The sequence below is a fragment of the Ralstonia sp. TCR112 genome (assembly GCF_007997035.1).
GTDB lineage: Bacteria > Pseudomonadota > Gammaproteobacteria > Burkholderiales > Burkholderiaceae > Ralstonia > Ralstonia edaphi.
Genome location: NZ_VOSS01000103.1, coordinates 1 through 19,903 on the forward strand (window position 1 = coordinate 1; position 19,903 = coordinate 19,903).

Consider the following 19,903-nt stretch of genomic DNA (forward strand, 5'->3'; position numbering starts at 1 on the left):
AAGACAAAGAAAGTAAGTCGGCCCCGGCAGGGGACGAAACCCCAGCAAACCACCAACGCCCTTACGCCGGCGCAGCAGCAGGCGGTTCATTGGAAGAAGCCGACGCCGCTTTCTCCGGCGCCACCCGCGCCATCCACTCCTCAAACGCCGCAGAAGTCCGCAACACCGTCCCCGGCGCCGCCAGCGGCACGCCCGCCTTGTCGAACGCATCCTTGAGCACAACGTTGAACGCCCGCAGCACATCCGCCTGCTTCTGCGGACGCGTCTTGAACCGCCCCTTGACGATCATCGCGCCCCCTTCAAAGCGATCCAGCCCGAAGATTTCCGCACCGCCGAGCAACGTGTAGCCAAAGCGCGGCTCACCCGCAATCTGGTCGGCCGCCGCGCGTACCAGATCAATCGCCTGCTGCGGTTCGGCCTCCATCGCCACGCGCACTTCAAAGTCGGCAAACGAGTAATCGCGCGAGAGGTTGCGCACGGTCTTGATCTGGCTGAACGGAATCGACAGCACCGCGCCCGTTCCATCGCGCAGCCGCACCGTCCGGATGGTCAGGTTGATGACGGAGCCCGTGGCCACCCCCACGTCCACCACATCGCCCACGCTGATCGTGTCTTCCATCAGGATGAAGATGCCGGTGATGAAGTCCTGCGCCAGCGACTGCGCGCCAAAGCCCACCGCCAAGCCGATCACGCCCGCGCCTGCCACCAGCGGCGTCACGTTCACGCCCAGGTTGGCCAGCACGCCAATGCTGGCCGTCACCACCAGCGTCACCTTCAGGCCATTGCGCAGCAGCGGCAGGATGGTCAGCGCGCGCGTGCTCGGCTGCGCCCGCGCGGATGCCGGCGACAGCGCCCGCAGGATCGCCGTGTCGAGCAGGATCCAGACCAGCCAGGTGGCAAACACGGTGCCGATCAGGCCCACCATGGCATCTGCGATGCGCTTGCCGTTGACTGAACTGTGCGCGACCTCCACCAGCGTGTGGCCCCACACGCGCAGCACTAGCTCCAGGAAGGCAATCCAGATGACGAGCTTGATCAGCGCGCCGACGAAATGCTTGAGCCGCTCCACGTAGGGCGAGCTGCGCGCCAGACGCAGGTGCGAGCGCCAGTTCGCGCGGGGGCGGACCAGCGCCGACAGGAAGAACGCCGCCACCAGCAGCAGCGACGTCATCACGGCACGGCGTGCCACGGCGTCGACGTTGTCGGGCGTCGTCAGCGTGGCCATGACGGTGGCGCCGGCCAGCACCACCACGGGCACCGGCCAGAATGCGGCCAGCAGACGACGGACCTGGTTGCCCGTGTGTTCGCCGCTGCGCAGCTCCAGCGGGCGATTGGCGATCAACTGGCCGATGGGCCGCCGCGCCCACAACGCGCCCACCGCCAGCATCAATGACGACACCACGTTGCACACCGTGGCCAGCAGCAGACTGAGCGCGCCGCCCAGCACCAACGCGACGCGCGGATCGACGAGCGCATCGCCGCAAGCGCCCAGGCTGGCCGTCAGAAAGATCGGCCACATGCCGTGCTTGAACAGATATTCCACCGCCACGCGCCGGTGCGCACTGCCGGAAAACAGCGAGAACAGCATCGCCACGCCCGCGGTGATGATCGCGCCCCACACGATGGCGTAGGCCAGCACCACCGCCAGGACGAAGCCGGGCGACGCGTCGTGGTCGAGCCGCACGATGACCGCAAAGGAGATCGCCCATGGCCCGATCTTGCGCAGCGCATCGATCAGCAGCGCGCGTGTGGTGGGATGCGGCCCGAGGCCTGCGGTGAGGCCAAACACGCGGCGGATCAGCCAGCCCAGGCCGAGCAGGCCCGCGGCGATGGCGGCCCAGATACCCATCGTGCTCGCAAAGTCGGCAACCAGCGGCATGCGCTTGTCGGGCGCGACGAGCAGGCTCGCGTTCCCGCTGGCGGCCTCGATGCGGCGCAGCCAGTAACGCGGCGCACCGGCTTCGACATCGGCCTGCAACGAGCCGTTCTCGATGAGGGACGCCACCGCGCCCAGCAGGCCAGGTGCCTGTTCGGCCTGTACCTTCTGCTGCGCGCTCATGCCATCGCGCAACTGCTTCAACTCATTGACGAGGGCCGTGCGCTGCTGATCGTTGCTGAGCAGCGTGATGACGGTGTCGAGCGACTGGCGTGTCTGCACGGGGTCGGCGGCGGGCGTCGACGCGCTGGCGGTGGAAGTCGGCAGCCCGGCCAGCTTGGCAAACGACACCGGCGCGGCGTCGGCCATGTGGGCCACGCCGGCCATCAGCAGAAACAGGAACGATGCGAGCGGCCACAGTCGCCGCGTGCAGAACAGGAAATGAGTACGCATGACAGGGAAAGCGATCGTGCAGACATCGATCACGGCACGATACGCGAATTCCCCGGGCGCACAACTTCAGCGCTTGGCGCCCGACGGTAGCGGAGCGCGCCGCCAGAGCCACGCCGCCGTGCCGAGCGCACACGCCATGCAGCCCATCACCAGCGTCACCACGCCAGGCCAGCCCCAGGGCGCATAGAGCTTGCCGCCTGTCGTGCCGATCAGGCTGGAGCCCAGGTAATACGCCAGCAAATACAGCGCCGCGGCCTGCCCCTTGGCACGCTGCGCGCGGCGCCCCACCCAGCCGCTGGCCACCGCGTGCGCACCGAAAAAGCCGAAGGTCAGCAGCGCGATACCGCCAATCACCAGCACCAGCGGGCCGGCCAAGGTCAGCAGCACGCCGCCCGACATCAGCGCTGTGCCCGCCAGCAGCATGCGGCCTCGGCCATGGCGATCCGCCAATCGGCCGAACCATGCCGAGGCGCCGATGCCCAGCAGATACACCATGAAGATGCCGCCCACCGCCGTCTGGCTGAGGGCGTACGGCGCGTCGAGCAAGTGGAAGCTGGCGTAGTTGTAGACGGTGACGAAGCCGCCCATCAGCAGAAAGCCCATGGCGAACAGCGCGCGCAGGCCCGGCTCGCGCAGATGGGCGCCCAGCGTGTCGAACAGGTCGCCCAGCGCCACGCCCTTGCGCGGCACAAACCGGCGTGACGGCGGCAGCAGCCACAGAAAGGCCAGCGCCGCGAGCAAACCCAGCATGCCGGCAAAACCGATGGCGGCGCGCCAACCGAAATGGTCGGCCACGGCGCCGGTCAGCACGCGCCCCGCCATGCCGCCGAATGCGGTGCCGCCAACGTACAGGCCCATCGCCATGCCCAGCCCTTGCGGGTGCACCTCTTCGGCCAGATACGCCATGGCCACCGCCGGCACGCCGCCCAGCACCACGCCAAGCAACGCCCGCGTGGCCAGCAACCCGTGCCAGCCCGGCAGCACCGCCGCCGCCAATGTGAGCGCTGAGGAGAGCACCAGCGACACGCCCATCAGCGTCTTGCGATGGATCGACTCCGACAGCAGCCCCGCAAACAGGATCGCAAAGGCCAGCAGCAGCGTAGAGACGGACAGCACGAGGCTCGTCTGCGCGGGCGTCAGGCCAAAGTCATGCGCCAGCAGCGGCATGAGCGGCTGCACGCAATACAACAGTGAAAACGTCGAGAAACCCGCCGCGAACAGCGCCAGATTGGCGCGCAGAAAACCGGGATGCCCCCGGACCAGCCAGCGCGACGGATCGGCGGGTTCGACGGCGGGCGAGGGAGAAAGCGGAGCGTTCACGGCGGGCGGGTTGAAACAGGCGCAAAGGCAAGCGCCTATTATCGTTCGCAGGCATCGTTCCTGCTGCGATGCGGCATCCGCCTTGCTTTGCAGCCTCCACCCAGTTCACCGTTCACCTGCCCGACCATGGAAACCACGCTCTATTACTGGCCCGAAATCCAGGGCCGCGGCGAATTCGTCCGGCTGGCGCTGGAGCAGGCCGCCGTGCCCTATACCGATCTCGGCCGCGAAGACGAAGCCGCCATCGAGGCGTTTCTGAACGATGCCGGCATTCCCACCCCGCCGTTCGCGCCGCCGTTCCTGGTGGCCGGCCCACTGGTGATCGCGCAGACGGCCAACATCCTGCTTTACCTTGGTCAGCACTACGGCCTGGCCCCGCACGACGAAGCCGGCGGCCTGTGGACGCACGGCCTGCAACTGACGATTGCCGATTTCGTGGTCGAGATTCACGACACGCACCACCCCATCGCGTCGTGCGAGTACTACGAAGACCAGCGCGCCGAGGCCAAGCGCCGCACGCAGGATTTTCTCGACAATCGTGCGCCCAAGTTCCTTCACTACTTCGAGCGCGTGCTCGACCGCAACCCCGCCGGCCCGACATGGGCGGTGCGCGATGCGCTGACGTATGTGGATTTGTCGCTGTTCCAGATCGTGGCCGGGCTGCGCTACGCGTTCCCGCGCCACATGCAGCGCTACGAACGCGAACTGCCGCATCTGGCGGCGCTGCACGACCGCGTGGCGGCGCAGCCGAACATCGCGGCGTATCTGGAATCGCCGCGTCGCATTCCGTTCAACACGATGGGCATCTTCCGCCACTATCCGGAACTCGATGCACTGAAATGACAAAACCCGGCGCCAGGCCGGGTTCGCGGTGGATACGTCGTTCAGGCTGCCAGCGGCGTATCGGACAACGGGCGGGGCAACCGGCGCCGGATGTCTTCCAGCGCCGTGGGCCAGCTTTCAATGGCCGCCAGATCGTGGATGTCCTGCAGATCGATCAGCAGATCCACCACCTGATCGTCGTCGACATTCACCCCGGAGCTGCGCAGCGCACGGGCGAGGGCATCCTCGCTCGGCACACGCAGCAGGCTCACGCCCAGGCGCTCGATGGCGCTGCAATAGAACGCGTCGTCGATGAGAATGCCGACCCCGCAACGGCGGTTGTCGAGGCCGCGGTAGCGCGGCTCGCCGTCGGCGTCTTCGGAGCGGCATTGCTGTGCGAGCAGGTGTGCGCGCACGCGTTCAAAAATGTCCTCGATGGCGAGGAACGTCCCCTTCCCTTTCATGGCGTCACCTTCTTTGGGGTGATCTGTGACCGGCCGGTCGGTCAGAATGTATCGACGAGAGCGCCGCTCAGGCCGAATTGGCGTGCGATCGACTGCAGGCGTTCCTTCCACTCCCACGTGCCGAACACGTCATGTGCGTTCTGCAGCTTGGAGAGCAGCTCGACGGTGTCGCGGTCGTCCACGTCGATGCGCGCGCGCTTGAGCGCACGGCGCAACGCGATCACGCCGGCATCCATGTAGCGCGGAATCTCGTTGGCGGGCTTGACGATGTAGCGCACCGGCACGCTTTCCATCGACGTCGTGTAGTCGCGCACGCCGATCAGGTTGCCGATCGGGCAGCAGCGACCGCCCTGGCCGTGGTACGCAGCGCCGCCGCGCGGCAGGATGGCAGCGCCGCCCTGACCGAACAGATGGCGGACTGCGCCGTCGTAGATTTCTTGCTTGCTGAGATATTGCGTCTTCATGTTGTTTCCCCTGACCCCAGATTGCAGGCGTCGCCGATTCGATTCACTTCCGACTTCCGGCCTGACGTTGCGTCCGACGTCGCACATCTGCCATCCGTGCGATCTATCTTGGTTCAGGATGCACCAGAACCATGGGCCGAAAAAGGACCGGAATGTAAGTCATTTTTACCGTTTGCTTTTTGGCAACGGATTGCCCGCAAAGGTGCGCCAGACAACGCTTTACGGGTGCTTCAGGCACCACGCGCGCGCAGCGTTTTTGCAGCGCCTGATGCGCGTTCGCAACAGCGTGTGCGCAAGGCTGCGCGCACGTGGCGCATGCGTCGTAGGCGCGGCGCTTACATCCCGATGATCCGGTCCGCGTGGCCGAGACAGAAGCCGCGTCGGTCATGGTGCCCACAGGTGGGCATCACCTCGTAGCCGGCAGCGCGCAGCAACACCGCGCGCGCGGCCACTTCCACCGGGGGCAGGGGTTGCCCCGAGTCTTCATCGCGCACGAGCCGGCCGAGTTGGGCAAACGGCTGGCGCAGCAGATGGTCCAGATCCAGCGATCCGCAGTACCGCATCACATCACCTTCTTGAAAAACAGCGGCGGCACCGGGCACGCCGTTACATCGATTCGTCTGCCAGCTCAGGACACGCAACCAGCGTCTGACGCACACGCGCATAAGCGGCACGCTGGGCCCAGATGGCGTCGGTCAGGGCCGCGATGAGTGCGTCGCGCGGCAGGCTTTGCGGTGCCACGCCGAACTGCGCCTCCACGGTACGTAGAGCCTCCGTCACTTCGCTTCGCCATCGGGCGTCGAGTCGCTGGGTCATGTTGTTCTCTTGGGTCGGTTCTGGCGCGGTGGGCGGCGGGCTTGTGCCCACTCTGGCCGCGCTGGGAAGGGATTGGCGGAATGGGTTCCGCTCTTGTTTGTGAAGAACGGCACACGGAACTGAAACTTGATTGCCGCGGCGGGGGGTAAACCGGGTGCCCCGGATGGGATGCCACGGCGGCGACTCCGCCAAACGGGCTCCCCCATTCGCGCAGCAACTTCAGCGGGTACCTGTGGCCCAATCGGTTCTGAAACCGCCACCTCGCTAACGATGAAGATGGAACGTCACGTGTCTCGACTGTCTCTGCTACGCCGGACCGTGCTGGCCCTTGCGTGCGCGCTTGCCGTGCCCGCCGTGGCCACCGCCGGCGCGACCGACCCGCGTCAATACATGCATGGCATCGGCGCAGTGCCGGGCGCAACGGCCAACACTTTCAACGTGTTCTTCAGCAGTTCGGGCCTGCCGCCGCGCGGCGCCGATCGCAGCGGAAGCTGGCCGCACGATGTCTATGTCGCGCAGTGGCATGCCGACACGGGGGTGCTCGATGCCCCACGCATCTTCATCCAGAAGCCCGAAGCGCAGGAGCCCGTGACGGTGGCGCGCAACCGCGCCGGCCAGGTGATGGTGTCGTTTGAAGACGGCTGGAATGCGCCGGAAAACGTGAACCAGCGCTTCGGCATCTACGACGCCGCGCTCCGGCCCATCAAGCCGTATCCGCAACTGGTGGAATCCGGTAGCCACTCGGGCCATATCACGGCCGTGGGCGACCGCTTCGTGGTGTTCTATTCCGACGGCTGGATCACCGGCGGCGGCGTCGACAACCTCGGCAGCGGCAACGGCGTCTACCTGAAGGTCTACGACGGACGCGGCCGTCGCCTGCACAACGTCGATGTTGCCGATGGCCGGCGCGAATGGTGGCCCATGGTCGCTGGCGGCAGCACGAATGCGCTGCTCGCCTGGCAGCAGTTCGTGCCAGGTCAGACCGAAGCCAATCTGAAAATCGCCGTATTCGATCCCGTCAGCGGACGCGTGACCGGCGAGCAGCTTCTGCACAAGCATCTGCAGTACTACACCTACAGCGTCACGTGGATGCCGGCGATCGAGCGGTACCTGCTGGTCGGCGTGGCCAAGGGCAACGGTTTTGCCGATCTGATCGACGCCACGGGCAAGGTGCGTGCGTCGATTCCGTGCATGCCGGCAACGGTGCGCGAAGCGGGCATCACCGTGAACCAGACCACCGGCTATACGCCCGCCGCCGATGGGCGCCTGCTGCAACTGCAGGCAGGGCCGGATTCGCTCTCGCTATCGGCCACGCTGCTGAATACCGACGGCAAGCGCGTGCAATGGCGCCCGGTGGGCAGCACCGGTTTGCTGCGCACATCCGGCGCGATCGATTGGATGTCGTTGACGGAAAAGGGACTGGAGCAGTTGCACTTCGACCCCACCAAAACGCAGCCCGCCAACGCGGTCGACCAATGTCGCTAGCGCGAAAAGCTCAAGCGTCGGTAACGAGCACGCGCAGGCGCACGAGACCATCCCACCGCGCGTGGACGGCATCGCCGATGCGGCCGATTTCAGCGGCGAGTGCCGGCGGCAGGACGAGGTCGACCTCCACCGCGCCATCGACGTAATGCAGCACGCAGTGGCGCGCGTCGAGCGGCGTGCCGGGCGGCAGCAGCTGTGCCAGCACGGCGTGCAGCGCGTCCCGGTCGGGCAGCGGCACGGGATCGGTCGCGATGTGTTCGCGCGGGTCGACGTGAATCTGCACATCGAGCACGGCCATGGCCGTATGCGCCGTCAGCGCGTTGGTGCGAGCCCGCACGGCAATCGCATGGCCCTCGCTCACGGAGACGCGCGGATCCACCTCGATATGCGCGTCCACCAATGCCTGGTCTCCGGTCACGCGCGTACGGAGGTCGTGCACGTTGATCACGCCCGGCGTGGCTTCCAGGCTGGCGCGAATGGCCTCCACCTGCGCGGGCGGCAGAGCGCGGTCCATCAGGTCATTGAGCGCTTCCCACCCAAAGCGCACGCCCACACGGCCGATCATCAGGCCGACAACGCAGGCCGCCACCGGGTCGAGCCAGTGATAGCCCATCAGGTTGCCCGCCACGCCCACGGCCGCCACCAGCGACGACACCGCATCGGAACGCGCATGCCACGCATTCGCAATCAGCATGCGTGAGTTGATGCGCTTGGCCACGGCGAGCATGTAGCGGAAAAGTCCCTCCTTGGCCGCCAGCGCCGTCAACGCCACCACGAGCGCAAGTCCATGCACCGGCGTCGGCCCCTGCGGCGAGCGCAGGCTTTCCACCGCGGCCCAGATCATCCCCGCGCCCGCCCCGATCAGCAGCAGCCCCAGGCCCAGCGACGCGGCGTTCTCGTAACGCGCGTGGCCGTACTGGTGGTCTTCGTCCGGTCCCTTGTGGCTGTTGCGGTTGGCAATGAAAACGATGCCGTCGGCGATCAGGTCGGACAGCGTATGCAGCCCGTCGGCCACCAGGCCTTGCGAGTGCGACCACAGCCCCGCCGCGATCTGCCCCGCCGAAAGGAGGCAATTGACGCCCGCACTCACCAGGGTGGAGCGTTCGGCGCTCTGCTGGCGCGCGGCCGCAGAAGGGGCTGTCGAAGATGTGGGCGTCATGGGGAATCGGTGCGATCAGGCGTGCGAAGCAATCGCGAGCATTGTGCCACGCACAGACGCGCCGCCTGGGCCCGAACCCAGGGCAGCGACCGCAACGTGCTGCGACAAATTTGCACCGAAAGAGCGCAGATCGGGCCGCACTAATAGGACTTTTCCGATGTTACGCCGTTGCGGCTTCGGCGATTCTCAGCAATGCGGCAAACACATTGCCGCACGTTACACACTCGGAGACACGTCGACATGCAGCCGCCATTCCAACTCGTCATTGCAGATGATCATCCTGGCGTGGTGGCTGCCGTGCGGCGCCTCGTGTCGGCGGTCGACGGTTTCGAGGTGGTGGCCGAGGCCAGCAACGCCGATGAGCTGCTTGCCGTGCTCGGCCGCGTGCGCTGCGACCTCGTCATCACCGACTACGCCATGCCAGGCAGCCGCTATGGCGACGGCATCCTCCTGCTCGAATTCCTCGTGCGGCGTCACCCCGACCTGCGTGTGATGGTGCTCACCATGCTCGAGACCCGCGCGCTGATGAGCAACATCCTGCGCGCGGGCATCAAGGTCATCGTCAGCAAATCCGACGAGCCGCAGCACATCCTCGAAGGCATGCAGGCGGCGATGCATGGGCGCATCTACCTTTCGCCGCAGCTCAATGCCAGGCTGCTCTGCCGCAACGGCGAGCCGCAGCCCGCTCCCGACGACCCGGTCACCAAGCTCGGCAAGCGCGAGCTGGAAGTGCTGCGCATGTACGTGAGCGGCAAGACGGTCAGCGAGATCGCCGTGCAGCTCAACCGCAGCGTCAAGACCATCAGTTCGCAGAAGCAGACCGCCATGCGCAAGCTGGAGCTTGGCACCGAGGCGGCGCTGTTCGACTTTGCCGTGCGCCACGGGCTGCTTGGCAGCGGCGAGGGCTGACACCATGATGGCCTGCGTCACGCTCTTGACGTCTGCGCGCGTTCGCATCGGTATCGGTGCGGGGTTGGTTGCATGCGCGGCCGCCCTGCTCTGGCTGAGCGGCTCGCCCGATGCCGACGCGGAAGACGCGGCGCAGGCCGTCCAACGGCTCACGCAGTTTCCGCCCAAGGTAACGGTGGGCGTCATCAGCGATGCCATGGCGCCGCTCGAAGGCGTCGAAGCCGGCCGGCTCAGCGGCTTCTCCGGCGATCTGCTGATGCATCTGATTCCGCAGGACCAGGTACGCGTCATCCCGCACGTCTTCGCACGGCGTGACGAGCTGCTGAAGGCGGCCTGCCGGGGCGACGTCGACATCATCATGAGCGTGGCGCCCCGCTCGCAATACGATCACTGCCTCATCTATTCCGCGCCGTACCTCGAGCGCCCCACGGCGGTGGTGGCGCGCAACGACAACACGGAGGTCGCGCAGAACCCGTTTGCCCCCGGCATGCGCATCGCCGTCGAGCAAGGCTCTTCGCTCGAAGAAGAGCTGACAGGACAGTACCCGAGCATCCGCCTGATCAGTACGCCCACGGCAGCCGACGCTCTTGATGCCGTGCTGCACGACACGGCGGACGCTTACGTGGGGGTCACCTATCCGACGCGGGAGCTGATGTCGCAGCCGCGTTACCGGCGCCTCTCGATCGTGCAACTGGTGAATCAGCAGGTCGACGCGCTGCACTTTGCCGCGCCGCGCGACCAGGAGATGGTGATCCGGTATCTGAACCGGCATCTGGCCCAGTTGCCCGACGCCACCATGAGCGAGCTGCGCGCGCGCTGGATCACGCAAGGCGGCGCGTCGTCCGTGGGGCTGCAGTTATCGGACGACGAACGCGCCATGCTCGCCGCGCTGCCGCCGCTGCGCTACGCCGCTGATCCCGACTACATGCCGTACACCTTCAACGGCGCGGGCGATGGAATGCTCGGCATCTTCCCCGAATACCAGAACTTCCTCTCACGCACGCTCGGGCTGCGCTTCGAGCGTGTGACCGTGCGCGACTGGGCGGACGCGCTGGCCAAGGCGCGCAACGGCGAGGTCGACATCCTGCTCGGCATGTCAGACCAGGATTCCCGGCCCCTTGGTTTCGCGCTCACACAGCCGATCGACGCGACCCCGATGGTCGTCGTCGGACGCAGCGACGCGCTCACGGTGGCTGCGCTGTCCGAGCTTTCCGGCAAGACGGTCGCCCTGCCGACCAGCGACACGCTGACCACGCTGCTGAAAGAAAACGTGCCGAAGATTCGCATCCTGCGCGCGGGATCCGTCAACGATGCGTTGTCCATGGTGGGGGCTGGCGAGGCCGATTTCACCATCGCCAATCTGCCGGTGGCCGACGCGTTGATCCGCCATCATTTTCCGGGCGAGCTGAAAGTCACGGGCTCGGCCAACACGACCGAGAGCATCGGCGTGGGCGTGTCGGCCCGATACGCCGCGCTGGTGCCGCTCATCAACCGCGCGCTCTTCGCCATGCCCGAAGGCGAGCAGGTCAGCATCCGCAACAAGTGGCTGTCGGTCAGCTACCAGCTGGGCCCATCCGCTTGGGCCGTGCTAGGCAAATTCGGGCCCGTCGCCGCGCTCGTGCTGGTGGCGCTGGTAGCGCTCTTCATCAAGCAGATGCAGCTGCGCCGCGAAAACCACCAGCGCCGTCGCGCTGAAGAAACCCTTGCGCGCCAGCTGAGCTTCCAGCGCGCGCTGATGGAAGCCGTGCCTTTTCCACTTGTCGCCAAAGACGCCTCGCACCGTTACGTGGCCGTGAACGCGGCGTTCTGCAACATGTTCGGCCGGACAAGCGCATCTTTGCTCGGCCATACGCCGCAGGAGCTTGGGCTGTATTCGACGGGCAACGCGTCGCCGTTGTCGGAGATCAACCGGCGTGCAATGGAGACCAGCGAAAGCACACGCGAAGAGGTCATCATCGACACGCCGGATGGTCAATCGCGCCACGTGCTGTACTGGATCGAGCCGTTCCACTTGTCGGACGGACAACCCGCGGGCACCGTCGCCTCGCTGGTCGACATCAGCGAGATCCGCGAAGCGCAGGCGCGCGCCGAATGCCTCGAACAGCGCCTGCGTGAAGTCACCGAATCGCTGCCGGCGCTGGTCTACCAGTTCGAACTGGCGCCAGGCCAAGCGCGGGGGCGCATCACTTACGTGGCGGGCAAAGCGCACGAAACGCTGGGCGCGCGGCCTTCGGATCTGCTGGGCTATCTATCGACGCCGGAACTGCTGATTCACGAAGAGGATCGACAGCGCATGATCGACACGGTGCTTGTCTCTGCGGAGCAGCTGACGCCGTTCGACCAGCAATTCCGCCACGTCTGCGAAGACGGCGTCATCCGCTGGCTGCACGCGCGCTCGATCCCGCATCGCGAAGCCGACGGTCGCACGGTCTGGAACGGTTACCTGAGCGATGTCACCACGGAGCGCGAGCAGGCCGATGCGTTGGAAGCTGCCAAGAATGCTGCGGAGTCGGCGTTGCACGCGAAAGACCGTTTTCTTGCCATGATGAGCCACGAAATCCGCACGCCCATGAACGGCGTGCTGGGTCTGGTCGAACTGCTGCAGCAGACCAAGCTCGACCGCGAGCAGCAGCAGATGGTGTCGTTGGTACAGGATTCGGGGCGCGCGCTGCTGCATATCCTCGACGACATCCTCGACTACGCAAAGGTCGAGGCCGGTCGCCTGGATATTTCCCCCTCGGCCACGGACCTTCGCGAGGTCTTTGACGGCACGGTCGGCCTGCTGGCAAGCCGCGCACACGAAAAATCGCTCGCCGTGCATGTGGATGTGGGCGCCAACGTGCCGGCCAGCGTCTCGGTCGACAGCATTCGTCTACGGCAAATTCTGTTCAACCTGCTTTCCAACGCGATCAAGTTCACCGACAGGGGAAGCGTGCGACTGTCAGCCGACTGCGCGCACGTCAGCGACGACACGGCGCACCTCGTCATCGCTGTCACCGATACGGGCATCGGGATCTCACCGGAGGTGCAGGCAACGCTGTTCGCGCCGTTCGTGCAGGCCGAGCGCTCGACCACGCGGCGCTACGGCGGGACCGGGCTCGGGCTGGCGATCTCCCGCCAGCTTGCCGGCCTGATGGGCGGCAGGCTCGTCATGGAAAGCGCACCAGCACAAGGCACCGCCGTCACGCTGCACCTGGCCGTACCGATACTCACGGCCCGATATGCGCTGCCGCAATTGGCGGGCCGCAGCGTTGCCATTGACGTTGAAGACGCGGCCGTCCGGCACAGCCTTACGGAACTCGCGGTCGCGGCCGGACTGCGGCCTGCTCCGACGGCCGACGCCGACATCCTTCTGACCACGACGCCGCAGGCCGAGCGGCGCGCCATCCGCATCACCTCCGAGGCCAGCTATGCCGAGACGGGCAACGCGCTGAGCATCAATCCGCTGCGTTGGCACGCTTTCGTGCAGGCATGCGAGCGCGCCCTGCCGCCATCTGAACACGTGCAAGCGGCCAGCACGGCGGTACACGCGCTTCCCGCCGCCGCGCCTACTGAAGCGCCCGGAGCACACATCCTCGTGGCGGAAGACCACCCGATCAACCGCGAGCTGATCGCCAAGCAGTTGCGGCTGCTCGGCTATCGGGTCACGCTGGCCGAAGATGGCGTCGTCGCGCTCGAGCGATTGCACGAACACCGTTTCGACGCCTTGCTCACCGATTGCCACATGCCGCGCATGGACGGCTTCGACTTGGCCCGGCACATTCGCCGGGAAGAACAAGAACGCGCGGATGGGCCTCGCCTGCCCATCATCGCCATCACGGCAACGACGCTCGCCGAAGAACACGCGCGCTGTCGTGCCGTGGGAATGGACGCGAGCCTGCTGAAACCCACCACACTCGCCACCCTGCAGGAAGCGCTGTCTGCGCTGTGGAGCGCCGATGGTCTCGCGGTTGCGGGCACGAGCGCGGAAGATCCATTCAGTCTGTCGCTCGACGACCTGCACGCCGCGCTCGGGACGGACCCCGCCGCGGCCGGGTTGGCGCAGGTTTTTCTGTCGTCGCTGGCCGAGGACGCGCAGCGACTTCAGCCGCTGCTGGACGCGATGGACCGCCCCGCCCTGCGCCAATGGGCCCATCGCACCGGCGGCGCACTGGCGCTTCTCCACAGCCCGGACGTCGACGCTGTGGCGGAAGCTTTCCGCCATGCGGTCCACGATGGCAGCCAGGACGACATCCGCGCCGCCGGCATGCGCGCTTTGCGGCTGCTAACGCACATCAATGCGTTGTTGAACGCCTTCTTGCCAGCGTCCGCCGACGTTGTGCACCGCACGCAAGTGACGGATTCATAAGGGAAAACCGTTTCAAGCGGTTCATACGCCGCTTTTAGATGAACCGTTCCAATCGGCCGATTGACTCGGTTCGGGCAGCCTCCTACGATGACATCGACCAATGTCACATTAAGAGGCGCCCATGTGGTGCCCACGGAGACACCACGTGAACGCACGGACCGACTTCCCGCGCGCCGACGCCTTTGCATCGGCCCCGCACAGCGCTGACGCCCCGCCCCTCATCGATGCCGCCATCATCGGGACGGGCTTTGCCGGCCTGGGCATGGCGATCCAGCTCAAGCAGCACGGCATCGACAACTTCCTCGTCTTCGAAAAGGCGGGCTCCGTCGGGGGCACGTGGCGCGACAACCATTACCCCGGCTGCGCGTGCGATGTGCAATCGCACCTGTATTCGTTTTCGTTCGCGCCCAATCCGGACTGGTCGCGCATGTATTCGCCGCAACCGGAAATCCGCGCGTATCTGGAGCGCTGCACCGATGAATTTGGCGTGCGCCCGCATGTGCGCTTCCATCACGAGCTGGCGCGTGCGGCCTTCGACGACGCTGCAGGCGTGTGGAACCTGGAAATGGCCGACGGCCGCCGCTACCGGGCCCGTACGCTGATCTCCGGCATGGGCGGCCTGAGCCGTCCGGCCTGGCCGAACATTCCCGGCATCGAGACCTTCCAGGGCAAAGCCTTCCACTCGCAGCTCTGGGAACACGATTACGACCTGCGCGGCAAGCGCGTCGCCGTGATTGGCACCGGCGCGTCGGCCATCCAGTTCGTGCCGCAGATTGCGCCGAAGGTCGGCCGGCTCGACCTGTATCAGCGCACGCCGCCGTGGATCCTGCCCAAGCCCGACCGCAAGGTTTCCCGCGCCGAGCATTGGCTGTTCCGCCACCTGCCGTTCACGCAAAAGCTGATGCGTACCGGCATCTACTGGATGCTGGAGTCGCGCGTGCTCGGCTTTGTGATCCACCCGAAGCTGATGAAGGCGGTGGAGCGCATGGCGCGCGGCCACATCAAGCGCCGCATTGCCGACCCCGTGCTGCGCGAGAAGGTCACACCCAACTACACCATCGGCTGCAAGCGCATCCTGATTTCGAACGACTATTACCCGGCGCTCACGCGCGAGAACGTCGACGTCATCACCTCGGGCATCGCACGCATCGAGCCCAACGCCATCGTCACCACCGACGGCACGCGGCGCGAAGTCGATTGCCTGATCTTCGGCACGGGCTTCCACGCAACGGACCCGTTCCCGCGTGGCGTGCTGCTCGGCAGCCAGGGCGTCGACATTGTCGACATGTGGGACAAGCACGGCGCCGAGGCCTACCTGGGCACCACGGTGTCGGGCTTCCCGAATTTCTTCATGGTGGTGGGCCCGAACACGGGGCTCGGCCATTCGTCGATGGTGTTCATGATCGAGTCGCAGGTGGCGTACATCGTCGACGCGCTCAAGTCGATGCGTGCGCACAACGTGGCCGCCATCGACGTACGCCCCGACGTGCAGCGCCGCTTCAACGACGGCATCCAGAAGCGGCTCTCGAATGCGATCTGGTCTGCGGGCGGTTGCGTGAGCTGGTATCTCGATCCGAAGACCGGCAAGAACACAACGCTGTGGCCCGGATTTACGTGGCAGTTCCGCCGCGCGACCGCGCATTTCCGGCTGGCCGATTACCGCACGCGCCCGATGACCGTACCGAAGGGTGTGCCGCTGCGCGTGCCCGCCCGCACGGTGCCGGCCGCCCAAAACACCCCCAACGAAGAAGCGCTCGACCGCGTCTGACGCGCGTCAGCCCCACGGAGACCACGCCATGAAGTCATTCAACAACCAGGTTGCCGCCATCACCGGTGCTGCGTCGGGCATGGGCCGATCGCTGGCGCTGCAGCTGGCGCGCGAAGGCTGCCACCTCGCCTTGGCCGATCGCAATGAAGCGGCGCTCGCGCAGACGCTGCAACTGGTGCGCGCGCATGAAGGCGACCGCATCCGCGTGACCACGCATGCCGTCGACGTGGCCGACCGCGCCGCGGTGTACCGCTGGGCCGAAGAAGCGGCCGCTGCGCACGGCAAGGTCAACCTGATCTTCAACAACGCGGGCGTGGCGCTGTCCAGCACGATCGAAGGCATGGAAGACGACGAGCTGGCCTGGATCATGAACATCAACTTCTGGGGCGTCGTGCACGGCACCAAGGCGTTCCTGCCGCTGCTCAAAGCAACGGGCAACGGCCACATCATCAACACGTCGAGCATCTTCGGCATCTTCGCGCAGCCCGGCATGGGCGCCTACAACGCCAGCAAGTACGCCGTGCGCGGCTACACCGAGGCGCTGCGCCAGGAACTGGATCTGATGAACTGCGGCGTGTCGGCCACGTGCGTCCACCCGGGCGGCATCAAGACCAACATTGCCAAGTCGAGCCGCGTCTCGCCAAGCATGAACGGCTTCCTGGTGCGCGACGAGCAGCAGGGCAAGGCCGAGTTCGAGAAATTCTTCATCACCTCGGCCGACAAGGCCGCGGAGGTGATCCTGGATGGCGTGCGCAAGAACAAGCGCCGCGTGCTGATCGGCCCCGACGCCCACGCGGCCGATGTGATGGCCCGCTTGCTGCCGGCCGCATACCAGGCGCTGGTCGTGCGCGAAGCCCGCCGTACGCGCAAAAAGGCGCTGCGCGACGATACGGCGCCCGCCACCGCCCGCGCAAAGTAGGAGGCCGCCGATGAACACGGCCACCACCGGAGAATTGTTCGCCAGCCCCCCGCGTGCGAACCTGCTCAACGTTGCACGCGCCATGTTGCGCCCCGGCCGCATCGGCCTGCGCAGCATCGGCCGCGATGTGCTGATCGCGCGCTACGCCAAGCCGCAGTCGCGCTACCTGCCGTTGATGGGCACGCGCGTGCATTACACCGACGAAGGCGCTGCCAACGCCGAAGGCACGTTGCTGCTGATCCACGGTTTTGGCGCGTCGCTGCATACATGGGACGGCGTGCTGCCCCAGCTCACGCGGCGCTACCGCGTCATCCGGCTCGACCTGCCGCCGTTCGGCATTACCGGCCCGCTGCGCGATGCGCAAGGCCGCCCGCGCACGATGGAGCTGCCGCTGTACCGCGACTTCATCGACGCGTTTGTCGACACGCTCGGCCTGTCGAAGCTCACGCTGATCGGCAATTCGCTGGGCGGCATGGTGTCGTGGGATTTTGCCGTGCGGCACCCGGGCCGCGTCGAGAAGCTCGTGCTGATCGACTCCGCCGGCTTCCCGATGAAGCTGCCGATCTACATCGATCTGTTCAATCACATTGGCGTGCGGATGACGTCGCCGTGGATGCTTCCCGAGGGGATCATCCGCGCCGCCACGCGTGATGTGTATGGCGACCCGTCGCGCGTGTCCGAACCCACGCTGCGCCGCTACGCCGATTTCTTCTATGCCGACGGCGCACGACAGGCCATCGGCAAGATGGTGCCGAAGTTCCGCTTTGACGATGTCGATACCAGCGGGCTGGCCGCCATCCGCGTGCCCACGCTCATCCTCTGGGGCCAGCGCGACCGGTGGATCCCGCCCGCGCATGCCGGCGAATTCGCCCGCCGCATTCCCGGCGCCACGCTGCGCATGTATCCGGCGCTCGGCCATATCCCGATGGAGGAAGACCCCGTACGCGTGGGGACCGACCTCTGTGCATTCCTCGATCAGGGGCGCGCATCGACGCGCCTTTCAGAAACCACATTCCAGGAGAACCGCCCATGATGCCAGTCCGTCGCGACGTGCATCCTCACCTGCCGGCTGATCGCATCAGCAACTGGCACGAGCGAGGCCCGCACGTGACCCACTTCCTGAACGCGCTGTCGATCTTCTTCCCGACCGGCGAGCGCTTCTTCATGGATAGCGTGCGCAACTACCGCCATCTGGTGACCGATCCCGAGCTCAAGCAGGCCGTGGCTGGCTTCATCGGGCAGGAAGCCATGCACACACGCGAACACGTGCTGTACAACGACCTGCTCGATCGCGCCGGACTGCCTGCCACGCGCATCGACCGTTTTATTGGCAAGTTCCTGAACGTGCTGCGCAAGTACACGCCCAAGTCGCACCAGTTGGCCGTGACCGTCGCGCTCGAGCACTACACCGCCATGCTGGCCGGCCAGGTGCTTTCGCATGAAGATGGCCTGGGCCGCAATTCGGAACCCGGCTATCGCCAGGTCTGGCTGTGGCACGCCATGGAAGAGACCGAGCACAAGGCCGTCAGCTACGACGTGTGGAATCTGGCCATCAAGCCGGGCGTGGGCCGATACCTCACGCGCACGCTGACGATGTTGGTGACGACCGTTACCTTCTGGGCGATGGTGTTCTACGTGCACTTGCGGCTGATCTTTGCGGATCGCACCGTCAAGCACAAATTCCTCGGCCTCGGCAAGGCGTTCCATTTCCTGTGGATTCACCCGGCGCCGCTGCGCAAGATCATCCCGGAATTCTTCGACTTCTTCCGGCCCTCGTTCCATCCGTGGGATGAAGACAACCGTGACGCGCTTGAACGCCTGCCCAAGCTGATCTCGGAAATCGAAGCGTATGCGGCAGCGAACGGCGAAGCGCCGTCGCCGTCGATCCGCCGCAAGCTGTCGACCGCGGGTGCAGCCGGATCTTGAGCAGGCATTCAAAACGCCTGCAGCACCCGTCGTATCGGGATCAAACTAGAAATAGATAAGGCGCGCCCCACGCATGGGCGCGCCGGAGACACTAGCCTTTGTCCGGCCCGGGCGCGCTGCCCGGCGGTTCATGCATGTGCTCGATGACCTGCGCCACGCGGTCGCCCAGGTATTTGTTGGCGGCCGTCTCAAGCGCGCGCATCAGCTCGGCTTCGACCGCCACCAGCGCCAGCGGACGGATGCGCCAGATCACGTCGACCAGACGCGGCACGTCTTCGACCGGCGGCAGGTCGCTGCCGTACTTGTCGAGTTCGCGCACGACCATGGAGACGAGATCGTCGGCCACCGCCTGCGTATGCGGCCTGGCACGCTCGATGATGTCGAGCACTTCGATGAGCGGGAAACCAGCCTTTGCCATCTGTGCGCCCGCCAGCAGCGCTTTCGGGCTGCGCGCCAGATAGCCGAGGCCATCGGGTTCAAGCAGGCCCAGCGAGATGGCCCGCGCCAGCGCCTGACGCGACATGGCGCGGCCAAACAGCTTGGCAAGCGCGAGCAGCGAGTAATGCTTGGGCGACTCGTCCGACCACGGGCTGGCGATGGCCGATTCGAGCCCGAGGATGGAACGCAGGTCATGGCCTTCGACGATGGCCTTGAGCAGCTCCTGGATGTTGGAGAGCGTGTAGCCGCGCCCGAGCAGGTGGTTGATGAGCTTGAGCCGCCCCAGATGCGCCTGCGTATAGATGCCCACGCGGCCGCGGCGTTCGGGCGGATCGATCAGGCCGCGGTCCTGATACGAGCGGACGTTGCGGACAGTGGTTTCGGCCGCGCGCGCCAGTTCATCGATGGTGAACTCGCGGGCGGGCGGAATGGTGGGCGGACCGGCGTCGCCGGTTGGTTTGCGGACGGGCATGCAAAAAATTTTACACGAGCGCGGCGACAGACCGCGTCGGTGACCGGAACGTTTCCGGTGCGTTTCTCACGACGAGGAGACCGTCGATGTGGGACTTGATGTTGCGTCGGCTGCGCCGCTGGCAGTCTGTGGATGCTGTTGGGGCGTCCCCTGTTTCGTCCCCTGCCGGGGCCGACCTACTTTCTTTGTCTTGCCAAAGAAAGGTAGGCAAAGAAAGGCGCGCCCGAGATGGCGAATTCCCCTTGAATTTATGTCGCAGAGAGG

16 protein-coding genes are annotated in these 19,903 nt (G+C 66.1%); 8 read left to right on the forward strand and 8 right to left on the reverse strand.

Annotated elements, in window-relative coordinates:
• Positions 1-61: 61 nt before the first annotated feature.
• Complete coding sequence (locus FUT88_RS22145; RefSeq protein WP_147218411.1) at positions 62-2,329, reverse strand: mechanosensitive ion channel family protein; 2,268 nt, start codon at positions 2,327-2,329, stop codon at positions 62-64.
• A 66-nt stretch (positions 2,330-2,395) separates the two neighbouring features.
• Positions 2,396-3,649 carry an MFS transporter gene (locus tag FUT88_RS22150; RefSeq protein ID WP_147218413.1) on the reverse strand — a complete coding sequence of 418 codons (1,254 nt, stop codon included), beginning with the start codon at positions 3,647-3,649 and terminating at the stop codon, positions 2,396-2,398.
• A 126-nt stretch (positions 3,650-3,775) separates the two neighbouring features.
• Here FUT88_RS22150 and FUT88_RS22155 point away from each other — a divergent pair, with 126 nt between their 5' ends.
• Positions 3,776-4,492 carry a glutathione S-transferase gene (locus tag FUT88_RS22155; RefSeq protein ID WP_147218415.1) on the forward strand — a complete coding sequence of 239 codons (717 nt, stop codon included), beginning with the start codon at positions 3,776-3,778 and terminating at the stop codon, positions 4,490-4,492.
• A 41-nt stretch (positions 4,493-4,533) separates the two neighbouring features.
• On the opposite strand, the gene FUT88_RS22160 is transcribed toward FUT88_RS22155, so the two are convergent.
• The 4 genes from FUT88_RS22160 to FUT88_RS22175 form a co-directional block, all read right to left on the reverse strand.
• Positions 4,534-4,935 carry a hypothetical protein gene (locus FUT88_RS22160; protein ID WP_147218417.1) on the reverse strand — a complete coding sequence of 134 codons (402 nt, stop codon included), beginning with the start codon at positions 4,933-4,935 and terminating at the stop codon, positions 4,534-4,536.
• A gap of 41 nt (positions 4,936-4,976) precedes the next feature.
• Entirely contained in the window at positions 4,977-5,399 is a 423-nt protein-coding gene (locus tag FUT88_RS22165; protein ID WP_147218419.1) for a hypothetical protein, read from the reverse strand.
• 335 nt (positions 5,400-5,734) lie between these two features.
• Entirely contained in the window at positions 5,735-5,962 is a 228-nt protein-coding gene (locus FUT88_RS22170; RefSeq protein WP_147218422.1) for a hypothetical protein, read from the reverse strand.
• Between the two features lie 43 nt (positions 5,963-6,005).
• Positions 6,006-6,215, reverse strand: coding sequence for a hypothetical protein (locus FUT88_RS22175; protein WP_147218424.1), 210 nt, complete (start codon positions 6,213-6,215; stop codon positions 6,006-6,008).
• A 270-nt stretch (positions 6,216-6,485) separates the two neighbouring features.
• On the opposite strand from FUT88_RS22175, the gene FUT88_RS22180 reads away from it, so the two are divergent.
• Complete coding sequence (locus tag FUT88_RS22180; RefSeq protein ID WP_147218426.1) at positions 6,486-7,700, forward strand: hypothetical protein; 1,215 nt, start codon at positions 6,486-6,488, stop codon at positions 7,698-7,700.
• Between the two features lie 10 nt (positions 7,701-7,710).
• On the opposite strand, the gene FUT88_RS22185 is transcribed toward FUT88_RS22180, so the two are convergent.
• Entirely contained in the window at positions 7,711-8,859 is a 1,149-nt protein-coding gene (locus FUT88_RS22185) for a cation diffusion facilitator family transporter (RefSeq protein ID WP_147218428.1), read from the reverse strand.
• 240 nt (positions 8,860-9,099) lie between these two features.
• Here FUT88_RS22185 and FUT88_RS22190 point away from each other — a divergent pair, with 240 nt between their 5' ends.
• The 6 genes from FUT88_RS22190 (at position 9,100) to FUT88_RS22215 (ending at position 18,729) form a co-directional block, all read left to right on the forward strand.
• A complete protein-coding gene (locus tag FUT88_RS22190) occupies positions 9,100-9,768 on the forward strand; it encodes a response regulator transcription factor (protein ID WP_147218430.1) in 669 nt (222 codons plus the stop codon).
• A 7-nt stretch (positions 9,769-9,775) separates the two neighbouring features.
• Complete coding sequence (locus FUT88_RS22195; protein ID WP_147218442.1) at positions 9,776-14,116, forward strand: ATP-binding protein; 4,341 nt, start codon at positions 9,776-9,778, stop codon at positions 14,114-14,116.
• Between the two features lie 145 nt (positions 14,117-14,261).
• A complete protein-coding gene (locus FUT88_RS22200; RefSeq protein WP_186829363.1) occupies positions 14,262-15,884 on the forward strand; it encodes a flavin-containing monooxygenase in 1,623 nt (540 codons plus the stop codon).
• Between the two features lie 28 nt (positions 15,885-15,912).
• Positions 15,913-16,803, forward strand: coding sequence for an SDR family NAD(P)-dependent oxidoreductase (locus FUT88_RS22205; protein WP_147218435.1), 891 nt, complete (start codon positions 15,913-15,915; stop codon positions 16,801-16,803).
• A 10-nt stretch (positions 16,804-16,813) separates the two neighbouring features.
• Entirely contained in the window at positions 16,814-17,836 is a 1,023-nt protein-coding gene (locus FUT88_RS22210; protein WP_147218437.1) for an alpha/beta fold hydrolase, read from the forward strand.
• Positions 17,833-18,729: a metal-dependent hydrolase gene (locus tag FUT88_RS22215; RefSeq protein ID WP_009239703.1), complete on the forward strand. Its 897-nt coding sequence runs from the start codon at positions 17,833-17,835 to the stop codon at positions 18,727-18,729. The genes FUT88_RS22210 and FUT88_RS22215 overlap by 4 nt, the downstream gene beginning before the upstream one ends.
• Positions 18,730-18,820: 91 nt before the next feature.
• On the opposite strand, the gene FUT88_RS22220 is transcribed toward FUT88_RS22215, so the two are convergent.
• Positions 18,821-19,639, reverse strand: a complete 819-nt coding sequence (locus FUT88_RS22220; RefSeq protein WP_147218439.1) for a MerR family transcriptional regulator — start codon at positions 19,637-19,639, stop codon at positions 18,821-18,823.
• Positions 19,640-19,903 lie beyond the last annotated feature (264 nt).

Coding starts and splice junctions, on each gene's coding strand:
- FUT88_RS22145 (WP_147218411.1), bottom strand. CDS start 2,329: ATGCGTACTCATTTCCTGTTCTGCACGCGGCGACTGTGGCCGCTCGCA.
- FUT88_RS22155 (WP_147218415.1), top strand. CDS start 3,776: ATGGAAACCACGCTCTATTACTGGCCCGAAATCCAGGGCCGCGGCGAA.
- FUT88_RS22160 (WP_147218417.1), bottom strand. CDS start 4,935: ATGAAAGGGAAGGGGACGTTCCTCGCCATCGAGGACATTTTTGAACGC.
- FUT88_RS22165 (WP_147218419.1), bottom strand. CDS start 5,399: ATGAAGACGCAATATCTCAGCAAGCAAGAAATCTACGACGGCGCAGTC.
- FUT88_RS22170 (WP_147218422.1), bottom strand. CDS start 5,962: ATGCGGTACTGCGGATCGCTGGATCTGGACCATCTGCTGCGCCAGCCG.
- FUT88_RS22175 (WP_147218424.1), bottom strand. CDS start 6,215: ATGACCCAGCGACTCGACGCCCGATGGCGAAGCGAAGTGACGGAGGCT.
- FUT88_RS22180 (WP_147218426.1), top strand. CDS start 6,486: ATGAAGATGGAACGTCACGTGTCTCGACTGTCTCTGCTACGCCGGACC.
- FUT88_RS22185 (WP_147218428.1), bottom strand. CDS start 8,859: ATGACGCCCACATCTTCGACAGCCCCTTCTGCGGCCGCGCGCCAGCAG.
- FUT88_RS22190 (WP_147218430.1), top strand. CDS start 9,100: ATGCAGCCGCCATTCCAACTCGTCATTGCAGATGATCATCCTGGCGTG.
- FUT88_RS22195 (WP_147218442.1), top strand. CDS start 9,776: ATGGCCTGCGTCACGCTCTTGACGTCTGCGCGCGTTCGCATCGGTATC.
- FUT88_RS22205 (WP_147218435.1), top strand. CDS start 15,913: ATGAAGTCATTCAACAACCAGGTTGCCGCCATCACCGGTGCTGCGTCG.
- FUT88_RS22210 (WP_147218437.1), top strand. CDS start 16,814: ATGAACACGGCCACCACCGGAGAATTGTTCGCCAGCCCCCCGCGTGCG.
- FUT88_RS22215 (WP_009239703.1), top strand. CDS start 17,833: ATGATGCCAGTCCGTCGCGACGTGCATCCTCACCTGCCGGCTGATCGC.
- FUT88_RS22220 (WP_147218439.1), bottom strand. CDS start 19,639: ATGCCCGTCCGCAAACCAACCGGCGACGCCGGTCCGCCCACCATTCCG.